The 20,442-nt window shown below is 68.3% G+C and carries 21 protein-coding genes and 1 tRNA gene; 16 read left to right on the top strand and 6 right to left on the bottom strand.

Annotated elements, in window-relative coordinates; all coding sequences use genetic code 11:
* Positions 1-130: 130 nt before the first annotated feature.
* Entirely contained in the window at positions 131-3,103 is a 2,973-nt protein-coding gene (locus RNL97_RS16895) for a 3-keto-alpha-glucoside-1,2-lyase-like domain-containing protein (protein ID WP_313750898.1), read from the top strand.
* A 100-nt stretch (positions 3,104-3,203) separates the two neighbouring features.
* On the opposite strand, the gene RNL97_RS16890 is transcribed toward RNL97_RS16895, so the two are convergent.
* The 4 genes from RNL97_RS16890 to RNL97_RS16875 form a co-directional block, all read right to left on the bottom strand.
* Positions 3,204-3,551 carry a hypothetical protein gene (locus RNL97_RS16890; RefSeq protein ID WP_030579240.1) on the bottom strand — a complete coding sequence of 116 codons (348 nt, stop codon included), beginning with the start codon at positions 3,549-3,551 and terminating at the stop codon, positions 3,204-3,206.
* A gap of 829 nt (positions 3,552-4,380) precedes the next feature.
* Positions 4,381-4,524: a hypothetical protein gene (locus tag RNL97_RS16885; protein WP_158709111.1), complete on the bottom strand. Its 144-nt coding sequence runs from the start codon at positions 4,522-4,524 to the stop codon at positions 4,381-4,383.
* 62 nt (positions 4,525-4,586) lie between these two features.
* Positions 4,587-4,663, bottom strand: a tRNA-Ser gene (locus tag RNL97_RS16880).
* A 609-nt stretch (positions 4,664-5,272) separates the two neighbouring features.
* On the bottom strand, positions 5,273-6,178 hold the full coding sequence (locus tag RNL97_RS16875; RefSeq protein ID WP_313750897.1) for a toll/interleukin-1 receptor domain-containing protein: 906 nt from the start codon (positions 6,176-6,178) through the stop codon (positions 5,273-5,275).
* Between the two features lie 288 nt (positions 6,179-6,466).
* On the opposite strand from RNL97_RS16875, the gene RNL97_RS16870 reads away from it, so the two are divergent.
* On the top strand, positions 6,467-6,853 hold the full coding sequence (locus RNL97_RS16870; protein ID WP_313751637.1) for a GntR family transcriptional regulator: 387 nt from the start codon (positions 6,467-6,469) through the stop codon (positions 6,851-6,853).
* Complete coding sequence (locus RNL97_RS16865) at positions 6,850-7,422, top strand: HD domain-containing protein (protein ID WP_313750896.1); 573 nt, start codon at positions 6,850-6,852, stop codon at positions 7,420-7,422. Before RNL97_RS16870 ends, RNL97_RS16865 begins: the two co-directional genes overlap by 4 nt.
* On the opposite strand, the gene RNL97_RS16860 is transcribed toward RNL97_RS16865, so the two are convergent.
* A complete protein-coding gene (locus RNL97_RS16860; RefSeq protein WP_313750895.1) occupies positions 7,410-7,883 on the bottom strand; it encodes an NUDIX domain-containing protein in 474 nt (157 codons plus the stop codon). The genes RNL97_RS16865 and RNL97_RS16860 overlap by 13 nt on opposite strands.
* A 2-nt stretch (positions 7,884-7,885) precedes the next feature.
* The gene (locus RNL97_RS16855) at positions 7,886-8,644 is read right to left on the bottom strand and encodes a helix-turn-helix domain-containing protein (RefSeq protein ID WP_313750894.1); all 759 of its coding nucleotides are present in this window, start codon (positions 8,642-8,644) and stop codon (positions 7,886-7,888) included.
* A 711-nt stretch (positions 8,645-9,355) separates the two neighbouring features.
* Here RNL97_RS16855 and RNL97_RS16850 point away from each other — a divergent pair.
* From RNL97_RS16850 to RNL97_RS16790, 13 genes are all read left to right on the top strand, one after another.
* Complete coding sequence (locus RNL97_RS16850) at positions 9,356-9,652, top strand: hypothetical protein (RefSeq protein WP_313750893.1); 297 nt, start codon at positions 9,356-9,358, stop codon at positions 9,650-9,652.
* Complete coding sequence (locus tag RNL97_RS16845) at positions 9,649-10,677, top strand: DUF2637 domain-containing protein (RefSeq protein WP_313750892.1); 1,029 nt, start codon at positions 9,649-9,651, stop codon at positions 10,675-10,677. Before RNL97_RS16850 ends, RNL97_RS16845 begins: the two co-directional genes overlap by 4 nt.
* A complete protein-coding gene (locus tag RNL97_RS16840) occupies positions 10,674-11,318 on the top strand; it encodes a GGDEF domain-containing protein (RefSeq protein WP_313750891.1) in 645 nt (214 codons plus the stop codon). Before RNL97_RS16845 ends, RNL97_RS16840 begins: the two co-directional genes overlap by 4 nt.
* Complete coding sequence (locus RNL97_RS16835) at positions 11,318-11,695, top strand: RRQRL motif-containing zinc-binding protein (protein ID WP_313750890.1); 378 nt, start codon at positions 11,318-11,320, stop codon at positions 11,693-11,695. The genes RNL97_RS16840 and RNL97_RS16835 overlap by 1 nt, the downstream gene beginning before the upstream one ends.
* 19 nt (positions 11,696-11,714) lie before the next feature.
* Complete coding sequence (locus RNL97_RS16830) at positions 11,715-12,110, top strand: DUF3307 domain-containing protein (protein WP_313750889.1); 396 nt, start codon at positions 11,715-11,717, stop codon at positions 12,108-12,110.
* A gap of 143 nt (positions 12,111-12,253) precedes the next feature.
* Positions 12,254-14,476 (top strand): cell division protein FtsK, encoded by a 2,223-nt coding sequence (locus RNL97_RS16825; RefSeq protein WP_313750888.1) that lies wholly within the window; start codon positions 12,254-12,256, stop codon positions 14,474-14,476.
* Positions 14,477-14,616: 140 nt separating this feature from the next.
* A complete protein-coding gene (locus RNL97_RS16820) occupies positions 14,617-14,868 on the top strand; it encodes a hypothetical protein (protein WP_313750887.1) in 252 nt (83 codons plus the stop codon).
* A gap of 153 nt (positions 14,869-15,021) precedes the next feature.
* Positions 15,022-15,210, top strand: coding sequence for a hypothetical protein (locus RNL97_RS16815; protein WP_313750886.1), 189 nt, complete (start codon positions 15,022-15,024; stop codon positions 15,208-15,210).
* Positions 15,211-15,218: 8 nt separating this feature from the next.
* A complete protein-coding gene (locus tag RNL97_RS16810; protein WP_313750885.1) occupies positions 15,219-15,830 on the top strand; it encodes a hypothetical protein in 612 nt (203 codons plus the stop codon).
* 85 nt (positions 15,831-15,915) lie between these two features.
* Complete coding sequence (locus RNL97_RS16805; protein WP_313750884.1) at positions 15,916-16,842, top strand: bifunctional DNA primase/polymerase; 927 nt, start codon at positions 15,916-15,918, stop codon at positions 16,840-16,842.
* Positions 16,839-18,389: a YfjI family protein gene (locus RNL97_RS16800; protein WP_313750883.1), complete on the top strand. Its 1,551-nt coding sequence runs from the start codon at positions 16,839-16,841 to the stop codon at positions 18,387-18,389. Before RNL97_RS16805 ends, RNL97_RS16800 begins: the two co-directional genes overlap by 4 nt.
* Positions 18,390-18,668: 279 nt before the next feature.
* A complete protein-coding gene (locus tag RNL97_RS16795) occupies positions 18,669-18,854 on the top strand; it encodes a helix-turn-helix transcriptional regulator (protein ID WP_313750882.1) in 186 nt (61 codons plus the stop codon).
* Positions 18,855-18,914: 60 nt separating this feature from the next.
* The gene (locus RNL97_RS16790) at positions 18,915-20,318 is read left to right on the top strand and encodes a site-specific integrase (protein WP_313750881.1); all 1,404 of its coding nucleotides are present in this window, start codon (positions 18,915-18,917) and stop codon (positions 20,316-20,318) included.
* Positions 20,319-20,442 lie beyond the last annotated feature (124 nt).

Here is a 20,442-nt window from a genome sequence, read left to right as displayed (position 1 = left end):
CATGTACAACGATAAAATAGAAAGCGCTTGCCGACCTGTTGCCTTTTCCGCGGGGGCTGCCCTTCACTGATGTGCGGCAGCCCGTCAGCCACCGACCGCCAGCTGCCTCGGCCCCCAAGGAGGCAGGCCCATGCGGCGCTTGACCGTACTCGTCTCAGCCGTGTTCCTCTCCACCCTCGTCCAGGGCCAGGCCGCCGCCCAGCCTCCCGACATACCGCCACAGGAACCGGGCGTGACCATGCGGGTCTTCGACGTACAGATGGCCCTGGAGGACTTCTGCACGCTCAAGCCCGGACAGACGCCCAACGTCGACGAGTTGAAGCCGACGATCGACTGGACCACCGCCGACGACTTCGGGCTGAGCGGCAAGTTCGTCACCGAGGTCACCGCGAACCTGAACGTCGGGTCGGCCGGGACGTACGACTTCCGCATCACCAGCGACGACGGATCCCGGCTGATCATCGACGGCACGGAGATCATCGACAACGGAGGCAAGCACGGCGCCCAGCCCAAGGAAGGCTCGGCCGAGCTGGCCGCGGGCCACCACGCGCTGCGCATCGACCACTGGGACGGCGAGTACGACCAGCGCCTCCTGCTGGAGTGGCGTCCGCCCGGGGCGGGCGCGTACTCCGTCGTCCCCACCTCGGTGCTGAGCACCGACGCCGATGTCACCCGGGTCACCTCCCCGGGCCGCAAGCTGTGCGAGGGCATCGACGAGTCACCGGGCGACGGCCTGCCGCTGGCCGGAGTGCACCCCGACTACACGCTGACCGATCTGCGCCCCGACGGTTTCGAACCGCAGGTCACCGGCATGGACTGGCTGCCGGACGGCCGACTGGCCGTCAGCACCTGGGGCGGCAGCAGGGAGAGTGAGCTCGGGCAGGTGTATCTGCTCGACAACGTCACCGGGAACACCGACCCGTCGAAGGTGACCAAGAAGCTGGTGGCCGAGAACCTGCTGGAGCCGATGGGCCTCAAGTACGTCGACGGCACCCTCTACGTCTCCGAGAAGGACGGCCTGACCGCACTGGTCGACAAGGACGGTGACGAGGTCACCGACGAGTACCGCCAGATCGCGACCTGGCCGTTCGGCGGCAACTACCACGAGTTCGCGTTCGGGCTGCTGTACGAGGAGGGGCACTTCTACGTCAGCACGGGCATCGCCATGGTCCCCGGGGGCGCGACCCAGGACCCGCAGAACGTGCCCGGCCGGGGGTCCACCCTCAAGATCAACAAGAAGACCGGCAAGGTGTCGTACGTGGCCGGGGGGCTGCGCACGCCGAACGGCCTCGGCTGGGGCCCGGAGGGCGAGATCTTCGCCACCGACAACCAGGGCGCGTACGTGCCGACGTCGAAGCTGGTGCGGATCGAGCAGGGCGCCTTCTACAACCACCACACCAACCCGGACGGCGTCTACGACGACCAGCCGGTGACCGAGCCGGTGCTCTGGCTGCCGCACGGGGAGATCTCCAACTCGCCGAGCAACCCCCTCCTCCTGCCCGAAGGCCCCTTCGCCGGACAGATGGTCTTCGGCGACGTGACCTACGGCGGCCTCCAGCGGGCCTACCTGGAGAAGGTCGGCGGCGAGTACCAGGGCGCGGTGTTCCGGATGACGCAGGGCCTGGAGGCCGGGATCAACCGGATCAGCCTCGGCCCGGACGGGGCGATCTACGCCGGCGGTATCGGCGACGCGGGGAACTGGGGCCAGGAGGGCAAGCTCAAGTTCGGCCTGCAGAAGCTCGCGCTCACCGGCGACGGGGCCTTCGACATGCGCGCCATGCGGGCGGTCGACGGCGGCTTCGAGATCGAGTACACGCAGCCGCTCTCCGCGGAGACCGCCGAGGACCTGGCGGCCAAGTACGAAGCTCAGCAGTGGCGTTATGTGGCGACCCCGAGGTACGGCGGCCCGAAGGTCGACGAGGAGACCCTCGACGTCACGTCCGCGACGCTCTCCGAGGACCGCAGGACGGTGACGCTGGCCATGGACGGCCTGCGCCCGGGCAGGGTGGTGCACGTGCAGTCCCCGCGCCCCTTCGCCGCGGAGTCCGGGGCGGAGCTGTGGAGCACCGAGGCCTGGTACAGCCTGAACACGCTGCCCGACGGGTCCAAGCCGCCGCCGGTGTACGAGGCGGAGTCCGCCTCACTGTCCGGCGGCACCAAGTTCAACGACAACCACTCCGGCTACTCCGGTACCGGCTTCATCGACAACAACTGGGAGCCGGGCTCCCGCACCACCTTCGCCGTACGCGCCGACAAGAAGGGGAAGCACGACCTCGCGCTGCGGTACGCCAACGGCCAGAACTCCGACCCGCGACCCGCTCCCCGGTCGATGACCCTGTACGTCAACGGCGAGCGCCACAAACAGATCTGGCTGAACTCCACCGTCGCCTGGAACACGTGGGCGACCCACATCGAATCGGTGCCCCTGCGGCAGGGCGCGAACACGATCACGTACGCCTACGGACCCGAGGACGACGGCCATGTGAACCTCGACAGCCTCACCGTCACCCCGACGAAGCGCACCGCGCTCTTCGACGGCACGGACCTGGACGCCTGGGAATCGAACGACGGCGGCCCGGCGAAGTGGCCGGTGGCGGAGGACGGCTCCGTGGAGTCGTTCGGCGGAGACATCCGGACGAAGGAGACGTTCGGCGACTTCCGGATGCACGCCGAGTGGTACCAGCCCCACTACCCGCCGGACGTCACCGGACAGGCCCGGGGCAACAGCGGGGTCTACATCCAGGAGCGTTACGAGCTCCAGATACTGGAGTCCTTCGGGATCGACGCACCCGCCACGAACGACGCCGGTTCGATCTACCTGCGCAAGGCCCCCGACATCAACGCGGCGAAGCCGCCCGGCACCTGGCAGAGCTACGACATCGAGTTCCGGGCGGCACGCTTCGACAGCGACGGCAAGAAGACCGAGGACGCGCGGGTGACTCTCCGGTGGAACGGCAGGACGGTCCACAAGAACGTCGCCATCGCGGGCCCGACCGGCGCGGGCCGCCCCGAGGGCCCCGCACCGGGCCACATCAAGTTGCAGGACCACGGGGACCCCGGTGAGAACCCGAGGTTCCGCAACATCTGGATCGAACGGCTCTGATAAGCGGGTCCACGACGGGACCGCCAAGCGGTGTGGCCCCCTCCTCCGACGTCGGAGGAGGGGGCCACACCCTTGGGGTTCCCCCGGTCGTCCTGCGGGTTCAGGCACGCAGGGCGACGTAGTACGCCCCGACCTCGGTCAGATACCCGTGGTCGGTCGTCTCGCTGTCCGTGGCGAACCGGGGAGCCGCCTTGATCTCCTCCCGGGACGCCGCGACCTTCACCTTCCGCTCCTCACCGTCCACGACGGTCACCGCACCGGCCGGAATCAGCACGCTCCTGCCGAACTTCCACACCCCGGTGTCGACCACCAGGTGCTGCCGACCGGGCTCGTCCTCCAGGCGCTCCACATGCCCGATGACCCCGTCGGTGGACTCCACGTCGAAGCCCACCAGCGCCTGCCCCGCGACGAAGCCACTGTCCCGCCCGAACGCCCACACATCGCCCACAGGCACGTCTCCTCACTCCCACCCGGCCATGAAGGCCGAACGCCCTACGACGCCTTGCCGATCGCGTCACCGGGCTGATGCCCCGGTACGGCCGCGCCAAGCACGTAAGGCCCGCCTCGAGGGGAGCGCACAAGCGCGGCACGCCCGAAGGCCCTCGGACCGGCCAGCTCTAGGAAGACCCGGGCCGCCCCGGCTCCGCGTCCACGCGAGCCGGCTCGGCGTCGTACTGACCGGCATCGAAGTGGAACTCCGGCGGAGCGGATTCCCCATCCGGAACCTGCCAGTCGGACCACTGCACGATGCCCCCGAACCGCTGGACGATCACGGACAGAAACCCGCAGCAGGCGCCCGAACACTCCGGCTCCCCCCAACTCCACCCGCACCGCCTCCCCGTTGCCTCGCAACGGCCCGAGCTCCGCACCCACCGGCCCGACGGCGAACAGCCCCCGTCCCCCTTCGCCGACCGCCCCGGTGACCACGTCCTCACCATTGACCAGGAACCGCAGATGGGCCCCGAACCGGGGCCCCCGCGACACCACCCTGATCTCCAGCCGATCGACCATGCGGCCACCGTACGTCGGGGCCTCCCACGGGAGCTCCCCGGTTTCCGCGCGGGCACCGGCACCGCGAACGGACGGTCCCGCCCCCGGGGGCGGCCGTCAGCTCAGGGATTCCTCGATCGCCTCGAAGACGTCGGCAACGGTCTCCTGCTGCCACGCTCCCCCGGGCGACCGGGCCCGCATGGTCGACTGGGCCCGGGCAACCCGCGGCGTGCAGCCGACCTCTGAGGCGTGCGCTTGCTCGGCCGGCCACTGAACTACCTGACCGTTCAGGAGAACAGGGAGCCCACCAGTATCGCGCCGTAGTGCGCGCATTGGTGCCGCCGCTTGCAGTAGCGCTTCGCCCGCCACAACGAACGCCGCGTGAACTGCTTCTCGCACCAGACGCACTTGCGAGTCTTCGCATCCCCCATGAGCACGACCCTATGGCAGAGGCCCCGACCCTACGTACTGGTCGGGGGCCTCTCGCCTGCGGTGGGTGTGGGATTTGAACCCACGGTGACATCGCTGCCACGACGGTTTTCAAGACCGGTCAGCCCAGCCAACTGCCATATCGCTGACCTGCACTTATCCCCGATCCGGCTCTCCGGGCTTACGGCCTGGCCCGTACATGGCCCACGCCTGGAGACGCGGCTGGTCCTCGGCACCACATCAGCAACACGCGTTCCAACCCCGCACGGCATCGTTCTCCCTAGTCCGCGCGGGTCCACTCGTCAGGTCTGCCGAGATAATGAACGGCTGCGAACGAGGCGACGGATGAGACTGCGCCGACTCTGAACGTCGCGGTGGCGGCGACTACCGTTTTTTGCGGATCTTGCGCTTCTTCGCCCTGGCTTCTCTCTCCTTGCGCTGAGCGACTCCGTAGGCCGACCAAGGACCTTGGTGCTTCGCGCAACGAGATGTGCCGACTACCGCGAGGTTTCGGCAGGCCGTGCCAGCTTTGGTGCGTGCGCCGCACCTCGACTGAGATCCCACTTCGTCGCCCCCTATGCAGGTCAAGGACTTCTGGCCCCAAGGAGGCTGCTACACAGCGCTCGCGCCGGGGAGGGCGTACACGCGATGCATGGAAGCACAGCTTCGGACGGTCGCCCTAAAGACAAGTCGGAGCCGCAACCTGCCGCCCCCAGGGGAAGAGGTAGCTGAGGCTTCGTCGTTCGATGCTTAGAACGGCGCAAAAACGACCACCTCGGTACCGCAATAGATGTCCAAGGCTACCGAGTTCCTGGCTGCCAAATCTTGGATCCTAGAGGCCAATGCTTGCACGAAAGGGAGATGCTCGGCGCCGCACTTGACCTTGAGTCCGTAATTCGTTCGGCTGATGTCTATGATTTTCTCGGCACCGAGCATTTTCCTAATTGTCGCGGAGGTATTGATGAGCCTTCTATTTGCATCCTTTTCACTCTCCGACTCGGAGGAAATTTTCACCTCGTGTGGTTCATTGATGGTGTAGTGGGATACGGATCCCTGCGTTTCGCGGACCAAACCTTGCAGGGCGCCGATGCGATTACTCTGTTCGCGCACCAGTCCGACAAGTTCATTGAGGATGTCAGGAGTGCCGCGCTCAGGTACGACCCTCTCCTCCGTCCGCTTTGATCGAATACCATGCAAGCTTTGCGCAAGTTCATCCCAAAATGCGTCGAAGATTTTCCGCAGTCGCTCTTGGTCTATTGGATTCTTGCACTTGTCGTTGATCGATTTCACCATCGACCATACGTCGCTATCGCTCAGACTGTCTGTTGCTTGAAACTGTGACAGCGGGCCAGATAGGTCTTTGATTGGCATGTCAAGAAGAAATGGGATGAGTGAGCTTTCACCCAGTTCTCGCGATAGGGCCCCGGCTTCGAAGTTGATCCACGGAGCTGATTGATTGTCGCGAGTAACACATACTATCCCGAAGGAGCACTCCTGGAGACGGCTCGCGATTGCCGAAAGGCCGCGCTCTCCCTTTGATATGTCTTGCGAAGATACGAACGGCGAGATTTCCTGATTCGTTAGCGGAAGCCAACTTCTGAGCGCTTCCGCGCATTGCTTTGAATTCTCCCCTGACCAGCTGATAAAGATCTGCATGCCCTAGCCCCCTTGAATGGTTCCGCTAACCAGATATGATGCCTGGTCACCCCTCCACTGTCAGCTCGTTCTGTGTGTAGACGCTGGACGGGTTCGAAGGGTGACCACATGGCGAGAGCCATCCAGCGATGTTGGCGCGAGAAGCGCCCCCGCTGGTTCTCATGGTTCGTGGCAGGCTGGAGACAACGACGACGAGAGGGCTAGCGCGTGCCGCAGCAGACCAGCCCACGGGGGACCTTCCTGAAGATCGCGGATGCTCTCCGGAGGCAGATCGAAGCCGATGGGAACATGTCCGAACTCCCCTCACTCCGCACTTTGATGCGCGACTACGCAGTATCTCGTGGCGTGGCGCTACGAGCCTTCGCGGTCCTGCACCGGGATGGGCTTGCCGAACCGGTCCCGGGAGGGCGGTGGCGAGTAGTCAGGCCAGGTTCAGGAGAGGATCGTCGGCCGTTGGCTGAACGCTTGGAGGACGTCATCACGGATGACAACCTCGCGGTGGGGGCAAGCTTCCCGAGTACGACAGAGCTCAGCACTCGGTTCGGTGTCTCGCGGCCTACCGTGACCAAGGCTCTTGGCAAGCTGGAATCCGCCGGCCTGCTTTCCGGGGCCCGGCAAGGCAAGCAGCGCACTGTTCGTGCGCTGCCGAAGCGAACGGAGTCTCCGGAACCTTGACGACCACGGGATTGATCGAGTGGGCGTTCCCCCTCGCGGAGAAGCTGCTTGCCGATCCGCTGCCGCGCCGGTGGGCGCACTGCCAGGGCGTGGCCGAGCGGGCCCGAAGCCTGGCCCCGATCCTCGGGAGCGACGCCGAGTTGCTGGAGGCCACCGCCGTACTGCACGACATCGGGTACGCGCCCGACCTGGCCAAGACTGGGTTTCACCCGCTCGACGGCGCTCGATACCTCCGGGATGTCGCGCATGCGGACGAGCGCATCGTGCGCCTGGTCGCGCACCACTCCTGTGCGTGGATGGAAGCCGAAGCGCGTGGAATGCGCGACGAGCTGGAAGCCGAGTTCCCGCGCGAGCACCCTGACCTTGCGGACGCGCTCTGCTACTGCGACATGAACACGACGCCAGACGGCACGTCGACCAACCCGGTGGACCGGGTGGACGAGATCGCCGGTCGGTACGGGCCCGACAGCCTCATCGGTACTTTTATCCGGCGTGCGGAACCGGAGATCCTCGCCTGCACTGCACGGGTCGTGCTGCGGCTGGCAGAGGTCAAGCGTCAGCCGATGTAGGGCGTCGGCCGCGCCTCGTCCATGGCGTGCTCGATTCGGAGCCGCATGGTCGAGTGGATGTCGTACGTGGACAGGTCCGCTGGGGTGACCCAGCGGACCTGAGTTGTTTCGTCGCTCGTTCGGATATCACCACCAACGGGGCGAGCGCGGAAGCAGATGCTGAACTGCTGCCGTGCCTCTCCGTCGTCGTAGAGCATCACGTGCCCGGGGTCGGTGTAGATGCCAGAGATGTCTATGACTTCGGCCTTGATGCCGGTCTCTTCCCAGACCTCGCGCACAACGGTGTCACTGATGGACTCGCCGACGTCATGGCCGCCACCAGGCAGAGCCCAACGGCCGTTATCCGAGCGCTGAATGAGCAGGACGGCACCTTCCTCATTCCGCACGAACGCCACGACGGACGGCACCACCGAGTTGGCCGGCGGGGCGTCCGGGTCGTGAAGGTAGTCGATGCGTCCCATGTTCAGGCTCCCACCATGTCGGCGTCAGTGACCGGGCGTGCGTTGCCCCAAGTCTGTTCGATGCTACGGGCGTAGGTGTCGAAGAGCCCGCCGCCCGGCAGTCGGCGCAGGTGCAGAACAGGGGCCATGTAGGCGCCGATTCCGTAGACGTGCGTGTTCACGAGCATCTCGTCGTCAGATCGAAAGAGCGAGTTGTAGAGCGTGGCGTCATGGAGCCGGAAGCCGATATCTGGGTGGCTCGCGAAGAGCGGATGGTAGTTCACCAAGGCATTGCGGATCTTGCCGTCCATGATGCGGTGCCCCTCGTCTATGCCGCGCTGCCGCACCGCGTCGCAGCCTGGGTCTCCCAGCATGATCCGGACCTGCGCGTTGCCCTCGACCTTGGCCTTCAGGAGGCCGTGGAAGAGAGGGTCCTCCGAGAGCCAGAGTCCGGAGTAGACCAGGACATCGAGGTGGGTGCGGGCCCGTGCGTACAGCTCCCGCCATAGTCCGTTCGGGACCATGTGGCGGTGCGGGTAGACCGTGACGATCTCTGCCTTGCTCAGATCGGTAGCGCTGCCGACAGCCCTGCCGTCGTCCCACAACGTCGTGACGTCCACGGCGAGCACAGAGGCCGTCGCGTACTGGTGCCTCCGGTACGGCACCTTCCCCTGTGTGATCCAGCGCTCCACCGTCTTGGCGTTCACGTCGATGGCTTCGGCCAGGTCGCGGACGGTCATGCCCTGAGCGAGCAGGGCCGAACGTAAGCGCTCGTTGGTCATCTCTACCCCCGGTGGGACGTCTTGGGACTTCTCGACGGTAGCCAGATCGACCCAAGGTGTCCATGGAGGGGGTAACCAACGCCCCTGGCCTGCACCGATGCTGATGGTGCGCCAAAAAGGTCCGGCGCGAAGCCCAGAGGTTCTGCCGATGAGCTTGACGGGCATCCATGCGATACCTGTAATAGAGGTACTGCATCACTCCTTGCACGGGGGACCGCAGTGAACGGTTCTACCTGCGCCCGGAGAGCCCCATGAAACGGGTTTGAAGGAAGCGCTCGTAGCTTGAGAACTGAACAGCGTGCCAAGTACGAACGGCAGGGTGGAACTCCCTGCCCCCGCGGCGGTCCGGGTGATGTCGTCGGCGGCCCCTTTTGGCGTGCTGGCTCTGGAGAACAGTCTGGCGATCATCCCTCCATCCCTGGAGGTCAGCGCCTCGCTGCCACCCGGTACGCGCCGCTCTGCTGGCGTCAGAGCAGTGACGATGACGCACCGATTCGCAGGCTCGGGATCGGTCGGCCGTGGTAGCGGCCGACCGGCGAAGTCCTGCCGGTTGTCTCCCCCGCCCGTACGACCCGAGGGCCGGACGGGCGGGGCTGAGGGGAGCCGGAGAAAGACCTTCCAGCTTCATCCCATCTGAACGGCGTGCGGCCCCGGTGCTGGAACACCGGGGCCGCTGTTCTGGGCCGTTCCACCGACAGGAGAAAACGACCCATGAAGAGCATTGTGGCCGGTCGCATCGCGGCCAGCACCACCGAGTTCATCGAGCTGGCCCTCGGTACCCCGCTGGACCTCTGGCTGGGCGTGGAGGGCGAGAGCGAGATGGAGCGCGCGGCCCGCGAGGACGCGGCACGCGACATCCTCGCCGACAACCCCGACTTCCCCAACCGCGTGAGCCAGGTCGCCGCGCAGGCGATCGAGGCCCACGCCCCGGAGCTGTTCAACGTCACCCTGCTCCCCGCCCGCCGCCCGGCCGGCCGTCGCCCGTACCGGGGCGGTGTGGCGGCATGACCACGACGACGCAGGAAGCCGCGCGGGCGGCGGTTCCGCCGCTAACCCGCCCGGAGATGGGTCTTGCCGGGTTCGGTGCGCTCGCCGCGGCCGGTGTCGGTGCGCTCGGGCTGATCTCTTCCTTCGACGCCGTGTCCGACGCAGCGGCGGGGTGGGGGTTCAGTGAGGCGTGGATGGTGCCGGTCGGGATGGACGTCGCGATCCCGGTGTTCTCGGTGGCCAACCTGCTCCTGATCCGCATGGACATGCCGCTGGCGTGGGTCCGCTTCGTCCCCTGGATCCTGACGCTGGTGACGTGCGGGCTGAACGTCTCGGCCGGGCACGGGCTGTGGGCGAAGGTGGCGCACGGGACGATGCCGCTGCTGTGGGTGGTGTTCTCCGAGATCGGCGCGCACATCTACGCCTCCCGCATCGGCGCGGTGACCGGCCGCAGGATGGACAAGATCCGTGCCTCCCGGTGGCTGCTCGCCTTCCCCTCCACCTTCGCCCTGTGGCGCCGGATGACGTTGTGGGAGGTCACCTCCTACGCCGACGCCCTCACCCGCGAACGCGAACGCCTCCTGGCCCGCGCCGAGCTGCGCGAGCGGCACGGCCGCCGGTGGCGCTCGCAGACCCCCCGCCGCGAACGCGTCCTCCTCAAGCTCGGGGAACTCAACCCCGCCGCCGAGCAGGAACCGCCCGCTCCGGAGCCCGACAAGGTTTCGGACCCGGAACCCTCCGGTGCCCCGGAGACCGAGCCGCAGCCCAAGGCCAAGCGGCCTGCGCGCCGTCCGGTCAAGGCGAAGCAGCCGAAGCGGTCGCCGGAGGAGATTCTTGCCGAGGCGCGGGAGGTCACCACGGCGTGGCCGGACGCGGCGCTGACCGCTGACGGCATCCGTACGGCGGTGCGCGTCTCGCAGGCCACTGCTCGCACTTTGCGCGACACCCTCAAGGCAGAGCGCGCCGCTCAGCCCCTGCACAGCGTCGACACCGAGCAGGACCACGACGTGGCCCCTGACGAGCAGCCCGGGGCGGTGGCGGCATGAGCACCCTCTTAACCGCCCTCGCCACCGCCGGTCCCTTCGCGGCCGGGTGGTCGGTCCACACGGTGTGGCTGCGCCGCTCCCTGAGTAGCGCTCGCCGTGACCCGCTCACCGGGCTACGCACCCGCGACGGCTTCACCCGCCGCGCCAACGTCCTGCTGAAGGACCCGCGCGCGGTGGTGGTCCTCGCGGACGTCGACCACTTCAAGCAGATCAACGACCAGTACGGCCACGCAGCGGGGGATGCCCTGTTGAAGGCGACCGCGGACCGGCTCGCGCACTACGTGGGCCGGGACGGGGTCGCCGGACGACTCGGTGGCGATGAGTTCGCCGCCGTCGTCATCGACACCCACGGCACCATCGCGGACCTCCTCGCCGTGCTTCACGGCGTGCTCGCCCGCCCCGCCGACGGCATGGACCTGGCTGTGCGCACCACGGTGTCGCTCGGTTGGGTGCGCGCCGTCGACCACCCCGGCGAAGACCTCTCCGGCCTGCTGCGGCGGGCGGACGAGGCGATGTACACAGCGAAGCAGGCACGGGCCGGGGTCCGTCGAGCCGGGCTCGGCAGGTTCCTGGCCACATGGTCTGGTCGTCGTGCCGGCCGACGCGGCACGGCCCTCGCCGGCCCCGGGGACGCAGCCTGATGTCCCCGGCATTCGGCAAGTGCTACGACCCGACCGGGGCCGTGCACGGGGTGCCGACGTTCCCGTGGAAGTACGCCCCCAACGGCTACGCCACCCGCCGCCAGCTCCGCGCCCGAGGGCTGCGCCCCGGCGGCCAGCCCGTTGCTGCACAGGTGATGCGCCGCGCCTCCCGCCGCAAGGGCGGGGTGTCGGTCGCTTATCTCTATCGCCTGGACCTCGCCAAGCCCGTCCGCCCGATGACCCCGGGTCGCACGGCCGCGCTCGCCGCCGCGATGACCGCGCGCCGCACGTGCCCGGAGTGCCGGGTGGACGTCGGGTACTGCATCCCGACCTCGCTCGGCATGTGCCCCGGGTGTGCCTACTCCTCCTCTGCCTGACCCGGAAGGGTTGATCGCCATGCTCGGCTCACTGTTCGTCCTCCTCTTCCTCGGTCACTTGCTGGCCGACTACCCGTTCCAGACCGACCACCAGGCCGCCCACAAGGCCGACTGCAACGCGGTCGGGTGGGTCGCAAATCTCACCCACGCCGCAACCCACGTGGTCACCTGCGCCGCCGCCCTGATCGTGGGGGCCCTGCTCCTCGACGACGTGGTGCTGTCCGTGCCGGTCGTCGTCGCCGTGCTGCTGTGGATCGGTGCCACCCACGCCTTCATCGACCGGCGGTGGCCCGTCGCCCGCTGGATGAACTTCGCCAAGCAGGCCGGATGGGCGAAGAACGGCGGGGCTGCCCATGTCGACCAGACCGCGCACGTTCTCGTGCTCGTGGTCGCCGCGTTCGCCCTCGCCGCCTGAAATCGAACCCTTGAACGAGGGGCAGGAATCCTGCCCCTCGTCCCCACTCCGGGGACTGAGTATCAGCGACATGGGCCCGACCGCTCACCTCTCACAGCGTCGGCCGGGCCCGTGCCCACTCCCTTGTCCAGGAAGGACAGTCAGTGAATCACGACGACGAAAGCGAACTCTTCAACCGACTCGAAGCCGACATGAACACCCCCGTCGAACCCGACGCGGTCGGGTCGGTGGTCGACCTCGACAAGGCCCGATCCGCCCGCGCCGAGTCGGCCGACCCGAGCACCGACCGGTCGGCCGACTCCCGGCCCGACGAGTCGGGTGTCGAGTCGGGCGACCCGACCGAGCCCGTGATGGTCGACGGGCCCACAGAAGTCGGCCCCGGTTTCATGGGCCGACTCATGGGGGCGAAGCGGCGGGCGATCGTCCCGGCCTGGCTGCGGTCGGGCAAGGAGTTCCGGACCGCAGCGAAGTGGGCGGCCGGACACTACGGCCATTTGGCCGGGTACCACGCCCTGCGCTCCCCGTACTACGCCGCCCGCCTCACGTTCCAGGCTCCGGCCGGTGCAGCGAAGTTCGTGGGCGGGATGATGCGGTGGGTGGCCGACCGCGAGGGCGAACCCGTCCGCCTCGCGTCCGTCCGGCGCGAGGACGCAGCCGAGTACCTCAAGCTGTCCCGGCAGCGGGACGGCCGGGTGCGGCTGCGCACCGTCGTGGCGACGCTGGCCCTGTTCGTCGGGGTCAGTGCCGCGCTCGCCATCTATGTCCTCGCTCCCGGATGGCTCCAACTCCTCACCGTCGGAGCACTGTTGATGGCTCTCGGGTCGGCCGGCACGCAGGCCGACGCCCCGGTCGTCACCCGCGCAGTCGAGATGACGAAGGCGCCCAAGCTCACCTCAGACATCGTCCTGCGCGCCCTCGGTGCGCTCGGCATTTCGGCTATCAGCCAGGCTCAGGGGAAGGGGCGGGACGGTTTCACGTTCACCGCCCCGATCACCCGGGACGGGCCCGGATGGCGTGCCGAGGGCGACCTCCCCTACGGCGTGACGGTCACTGACGTGATCGAGCGCCGCGACAAGCTCGCCTCCGGCCTGCGCCGCCCGCTCGGCTGCGTCTGGCCTGAAGCCGTCCCGGACGAGCACACCGGCCGCCTCGTGCTCTGGGTCGGGGATCAGGACATGTCGACCGCCGCCAAGCCCGCATGGCCGCTGATCAAGGGCGGCTCCGTCGACCTGTTCAAGCCCGTCTCCTTCGGCACCGACCAGCGGGGACGCTGGGTCGACATCACCCTCATGTACATCGCCGGGGTCATCGGCGCGATCCCCCGCATGGGCAAGACGTTCCTCCTACGTCTGCTCCTGCTCATCGCCGCCCTGGACGCGCGTGCCGAGGTCCACACCTACGACCTCAAGGGCACCGGCGACCTCGACCCCGTCGGCGAGCGAGTCTCGCACCGGCACCGGGCCGGGGACGACGACGAGGACATCGAGTACGCCCTTGAGGACCTGCGGGCCCTGCGCACCGAGCTGCGCCGCCGGGCCAAGATGATCCGGTCGCTTCCCCGGGACATCTGCCCGGAGTCCAAGGTCACCTCCGAACTGGCGAACAAGAAGGAACTCGGGCTCCACCCGATCGTGATCGGGGTGGATGAGTGCCAGGTCTGGTTCGAGCACCCCAAGCACGGCGGGGAGTTCGAAGAGATCTGCACTGACCTGGTCAAGCGCGGCCCCGCGACCGGGATCGTGCTCCTGCTCGCCACCCAGCGCCCGGACGCCAAGGCCCTGCCCACCGGCATTTCGGCGAACGCGTCGGCCCGGTGGTGCCTGAAGGTCATGGGCCAGCTGGAGAACGACATGGTCCTCGGCACGTCCAGCTACAAGCGGGGCATCCGGGCCACGATGTTCAGCTGGAAGGACAAGGGGATCCACTACTTCGTCGGTGAAGGTGCCGACGCGCGGATCGTCTCGTCCGTCTACGTCGACGCCCCCACCGCCGAGGTGATCGGGCTGCGGGCCCGCCGCCTGCGCGAAGCCGCCGGAACCCTCACCGGCCACGCCGCAGGCGAGTCCTTCGAGGACCGGGAGACGAGCGGGTTCGACCTGCTCGCCGACATCCTCGCCATCGTGCCGGCCGAAGAGCCCAAGCTGTGGTCCGAGACCGTCGTCGCCCGCCTCGCCGACCTCCGGCCCGAGGTGTACGGGGGCTGGGAGCCGGAGCAGCTCGCCACCGCGCTCAAGCCGCACGGCGTCCCCACCGGTCAGGTGTGGGGCAAGACCGAGGCCGGGAAGGGCGCGAACCGGCGCGGTATCGAACGCTCCCGCATCCTCGCCGTGATTGCGGAGCGTGACGGAAAGCGGGACGCGAGCTGACCCCGCAACGCCGCTAGATCTAGCAGCCACCCCCGCTAGGTCTAGCGGCACCGCTAGCGACCCATAGGCGGTTTGATCAGCACGCTAGTACCTAGCGCCCCACCTGCGAGAACCCCGGAAACAGGCCTGGGAGGCCCCTGATGACCCCTGCCCTGCTCGCTAGCACCCTTCTCACGTTCATCACTCTCAGTTACGCATCGCTGTGTGCGGCTTCGCCGTTCGGGAACTGCCACAAGTGCCGCGGCTGGGGCTTCGCGATGAAGACCGACCGCAAGGGCCGGGCCAAGCGCGGCAAGGACTGCCGCCGCTGCAAGGCCACCGGCAAGCGCATCCGGATCGGCCGCCACCTCTACAACGTCGCCGCCCGCCTCCACCGCGACGGCACCCGCTGACGCCCCGGGGACCGGCGGTCACCCGCCCTGAGGCGATCCCGACCATGTCAGGCGCTCGCCAGCGTGACCGCCGCTCCGGCCCCGAACTTGCGAGCACCCGGGGCCCACGCAATCTACCCATCACCCCCAACCAGCCTCAAAGGAGTTCCCGCCGTGGCTGTCACCGTCTCCCTCGTCCTGCTCTTCGGACTCGTCCTGTTCTTCCTGCTCCGCTCCAAGTCGCTCGGAGCGGGCTCCGCGTTCATCGCCGTGATGTCCGGGTTCTTCCTCGCCTCCACCGGAGCCTCCACCCCGATCAACGAACTCACCACCGCCGTCATCAACTCCATCCCGGACCTGTGAGGCATGCGATGAACGAACCTCTCGTCCAACGCCACTGGGCCGCGCTCGCGGCCCCGAAGGTGGCCCCGGCCATCGGCACCTCGACGGTGCTGATGCTCGGGCGGATCTGGAACGCCAACGGGGCCGAACACTCCACCGGCAACGCCGTGTTGATGGTCGCCCTCGCGGCCGGAGCCGCAACCGCCGGCGCGTTCGCCGCGGCCGGGCACGGAGGTGGTGACGGGGTCCTCGCCGGGACCGCGTTCGCCACCTCCGGCGCCCTCGCCCTGGCCGGGGTCTCCGGATACGCCGACGGCTGGTCGCTGCCGATCCTGCTGTGGGCGGTGGCCACCGCCGTGGCGTACGGGATCGCCGCCCGCTACTGGCGCACCGACCGCCGCGAACGCACCGCCCACGAACGGCACACCACCGTGCGGCGTGAGGAACACGCACACGTCGAACGCGTCGAAGCCCTGCGCGCCGGAGCGCAGATCGAAGCCGCCCGGACCGGGGCCGCGTACGCCGAGCAGCTCGCCACCGCACTCATCACCCGCGCCACCCTGCCCGGCTACAACCCGCACGCCATCAACCGCGCCGGGCTCCCCAAACTCCCCGCTGTCGACCTCAAGCACGACCAGTAGCTGCGCCAAGGGCGGCCCCCTTCTCGGCAAAAGATCCGGGGCCGCCCTTGTCTCCCAGCCCTCAACAGAACTGGAGACCTCCAGCATGACGCATGACCGCAAGGCCCCGCTGCTGTCCGCAGCCCTCGCCGCCGCAGAGCGCGGCTGGCCCGTCTTCCCCATCCGCCCCGGCGACAAGCGGCCCGCCGGACACCCGGAACGCACCTGCCCCGGCACCGGCCGCTGCACGGACGGCCACCGCACCCCGGAACAGCGCGCCACCCTGAGCGCGGACAGCATCCGCGTCTGCTGGGAGTCGGCCCCGTACAACGTGGGGATCGCCACCGGTCCCGCTGGTCTCGTCGTGGTGGACCTGGACCTGCCCAAGGACGCCGAGGACACCGCACCGTCAGAGTGGGCGGGCATGGCCGATGGTCTGGACGTGTTCGCCGCCCTGTGCGAGCGCGCTGGTGAGCGGCTGCCGACCGAGACGTACACCGTGCGCACCCGCCGTGGCGGACAGCACCTGTACTTCACCGCCCCCGAGGGAAAGACGCTACGCAGCACGGGCGGCACCCTGGGGTGGAAGGTCGACACCCGAGCCTGGGGCGGGTACGTGGTCGGCGCCGGAAGCCTGATCGGCACCGGGGGCTATGAGGTCATTCACGAGGCCCCTGCCGCCCCCCTCCCTGCGTGGCTCGGTGACCTGCTCACCACCCGGCCCGCACCCGCACCGATGCCCCTGTCGGAGCTGTCGGCCCGGATGCGCAACGCCACCGCCTACAGCACCACCGCCTTGCGCGGGGAGCTGGAAAAGGTGCTGTCCGCCCGTGAGGGCGGTCGTAATCGGTCGGTGTACTTCGCCGCCTACGCCCTGGCCCGCCTGATCCGCACTGAGGACCTGACCGAGGCCACCGTCACCGGTGAGCTGATGAGCGCCGGACTGTCGGTCGGCCTGTCCGCATCGGAGTGCCGCACCGCGATCCGCTCCGGCCTCGTCCGTGGCGGCGCTTTGGAGGCGAGTGCGGCATGAGCGCACAGCCTGTGGACAGTGCGGACCTGTGGCCCGGGTTCGCCGCTCTGGACGCACAGCAGGAAGCCGTGTCCGCGTGGGACGACCCGATCCCGCTGACCGCCCGCCGCGAACTGCCGGCGTTTCCCACGGAGGTCTTCCCTCCCTGGCTCGGTGACTTCGTGCGTGGGGTCGCGGAGGAGACGCAAACGGCGGTGGATGCTGCGGGGTCGCTCGCGCTCGCGGTCCTGGCGACCGCTGCCGGAGGCCGCGCCACCGTCCATGTCCGGGGCCGGTGGCGGGAGCCCACGAACCTCTTCGTCGTCATGGCTCTGCCCCCGGGCAGCCGCAAGAGCGCCGTGTTCGGGCTGATGACGGACCCGCTCTACACGTGCGAGAAGCTGATGGCCACCAAGGCGGCCGGGGCCATCATCGAGGCCGAACTGACCGCGAGGCTCGCCAAGGAAGTCGCGGACAACGCAGCCACTAAGGCAGCCCGCGCGGACGCCGACAAGCGCGATCAGCTCATGGCCGAAGCCATCAGCCTCGGACAAGCCGCCGAGGCCGTCACCGTGCCCAACAAGCCCCGGCTGCTGGCCGACGACGCCACCCCGGAGGTCATCTCCTCGCTGCTGGCCGAACAGGGCGGACGGTTGTCGGTGATGTCGGCCGAGGGCGGGATCTTCGACATCATCGCCGGACGCTACTCCGGCACCCCCAACATGGAGCCCTTCCTCAAGGGCCACGCAGGGGACCGCCTGCGGGTGGACCGCCGTGGGCGTGAGGAGTTCATCGACTCCCCCGCCCTCACCATGGGCCAGACCGTTCAGCCCTCCGTCCTGGAAGACATCAGCCGCATCAAGGGAGCGGGCGACAGGGGCCTGTTGGGCAGGTTCCTGTACTCCCTCCCGGAGGACCTAGTGGGCTATCGGGAAGTCACCCCCGAGCCCCTGGCCGAGGACGTGGCCGACCTGTACGAGGAGCGCGTGACCTCCCTGGTGATGTCCCTGGCTGGGTGGACCGACCCGGCTGTACTCCAGCTCACTCCCGAGGCCAATGAGGCGCTGGCCGCTTACGAGCGTCGGCAGGAACCGCGGCTGCGCAAGCGGGGCGGGGACCTGGGGCACATCAGGAACTGGGCCGCGAAGCTGGGCGGCGCGACCGCCCGACTTGCTGGGCTGCTCCACCTGGCCGCGCACACGGACAACGGGCACACCCAGCCCGTCACCGCCGACACCATGCGCGACGCCATCAAGCTCGCGGACTACTTCACCGGCCACGCCCTGGCGGTGTTCGACCTCATGGGCGCCGACCACACCGCCAACCGCGCCCGCACCGTCCTGGACCTGCTCCGGGCCAACCAGTGGGCCGAGGTCAGCAAACGCGAAGTCATGAGCAAGCTCTCCCGGGCCGAGTTCCCCACCGTCGCAGACCTCGACCCCGCGCTGGACCTGTTGGAAGACCACGGGTACGTCCGGGCCCAACCCGTCGCCAAGACCGGAGGACGCGGCCGGCCGCCCTCCCCGCGCTACCTCACCCACCCCCAGCTCAGCGAACCCACCGCCTGAACCCCGCCACAGAAACCACAGAATCACAGAAATAACCCAACACCACCCCTGACCTGCGACAACACCGCCCCACGCGGTCCCGGGGCGGCTGCCACAGAAACCCGCAGAAGAACCACACAAATACGAGCCGCCCACCGGCCCCTTATTTCTGTGGAACTTCCCGCGCTTTCTGTGGCAGCCCACCCCCACCACCAAACCCCCAGGTCAGACCACCCAAACAGGGTTTCTGTGTATTACGTGGTTTCTGTGGCGGCGAGACGTCTCGAAGGAGGCCACACGATGGCCCGCCCCCAGATGCTCAAGCTCCCCGAAGTCCTCGCCGAACTCAACATGTCTCGCACCGCGTTCTACCGCCTTCGCGCGCGGGGCCTCGCACCCAAGCTCATCAAGCTCCCCAACCACCAAGTTCGTGTGCGCCGCGCCGACCTTGATGCCTGGCTGGCCAGGTACGAGGAAGCCGCTTGAGTCCACACCGACCAGACCTGAGAGGGCCCGCCACGGCGGGCCCTCTCTTCATGGAGAGACATGCTCACCTTCGACGTCGTCATCTGGTCCATCCGGCAGCGCAAAGGCCGACCGAAGCCCTGGGAACTCCGCTGGCGCGTCGGAGCCGAGGGGCACTCGAAGAGCTTCACCGTGAAACCGCAGGCCGACGGTCGACGCTCCCAGCTCATGGCTGCTCTACGAGCAGGGCAGCAGTTTGACGAGGAGACCGGGCTCCCCGAGAAGGAGCTTGCCGCCCTGGCGATGCCGACGTGGTTTGAGCACGCGAAGGCGTACGCCCTGATGAAGTGGCCCGGGGCGGCGGCGAAGCATCGAGCGAGCATCGCGGAATCCCTCGCGGTGGTAACACCCGTCTTCACGACTGGCACCGGCACCCGACCTGACGCCCGCGTGCTCCGCGCCGCTCTGTACCAGTGGGCCTTCCGAGCCGTGGACGGGCAGAAGAATCAGCTCGTCTCGCGCGCCGACGCCCAAGAGCCTCCCGACGACGTCCGAAAGGCACTGGAGTGGCTTGGACAGCATTCGATGCGCGTGGACGAAGCCGCGAAGCCGGAGAACGTACGCGCGGCGCTCACAGCGCTTTCCCGGCTCCTTAGCGGCAAGCCTGCGGCGGAGACCACCGCCAACCGGAAGCGCATGGTGCTGAGCAATGCCTTCCGCTATGCGGTTGAGGAACGGGCCCTCCTCACCCGCCACCCGTTCTTGTCGGTGGACTGGGCCGCTCCGCAGACCTCGGACGAGGTCGATTTCCGGTGGGTGCCCGGCCCTCGACTCGCTCGCGCTCTGCTCGCCGCCGTGGCCGCGCAGGGAGAACGGGGTGAGGAACTGGAGGCGTTCTACGGAGCTGTCTACTACGTGGCGACGCGTCCCGGCGAAGCCGCGGCACTCAAGGAGTCGGACTTCATCCTGCCTTCGGAGAGCGAGCCGGAAGCGTGGGGCGAAGTGCTCGTGTCGGAGAGCCACCCGGAGGTCGGGGGAGGCTGGACCGACAGCGGCAAGTCCCACGACGAGCGCGGCCTGAAGCACCGGGCTCGGAAGGCTGTACGGGCCGTTCCCGTCCCGCCGATATACGTGCGCATGGTTCGCACCCACATCGCGCGCTTCGGCGTTGCACCGGACGGCCGGCTGTTTCGGGCGGTGCGTGGCGGTCGTCTGACGTCGAACGAGTACTCCGAGGTCTGGAGCGAAGCGCGGAAGGCGGTGCTCAGCGAGCAGGAGCTTCGGACCGCACTGGCGGAGGTCCCGTACTCCCTACGGCATGCGGCTATCTCCCTGTGGATCAAGTCCGGCATGGATCCGGTGGAGGCTGCCTGCCGCGCTGGCCACAGCCTCGCGGTGCTCTACCGGTTCTACGCCAAGCTCCTCAAGGGTGGATCGGCAGCGGCCAACCGGCTCGTTGAGGCGGGACTTCGCGCCGAGATGTAGAGCCAACCTCCCTCCATGCTTCTGCTACTCAACCTGGTCGGCGCTGGAATCAAGGGCGAAGATCGAGGCAGACGGGCTGAGGGGCAACCGGTGCGAGCAGCCTGCCCCTCAGTTCGCTTTGGCA

The organism is Streptomyces parvus, from assembly GCF_032121415.1.
Classification (GTDB): Bacteria; Actinomycetota; Actinomycetes; order Streptomycetales; family Streptomycetaceae; genus Streptomyces; species Streptomyces globisporus_A.
This window is presented reverse-complemented; position numbering and strand designations above follow the sequence as displayed.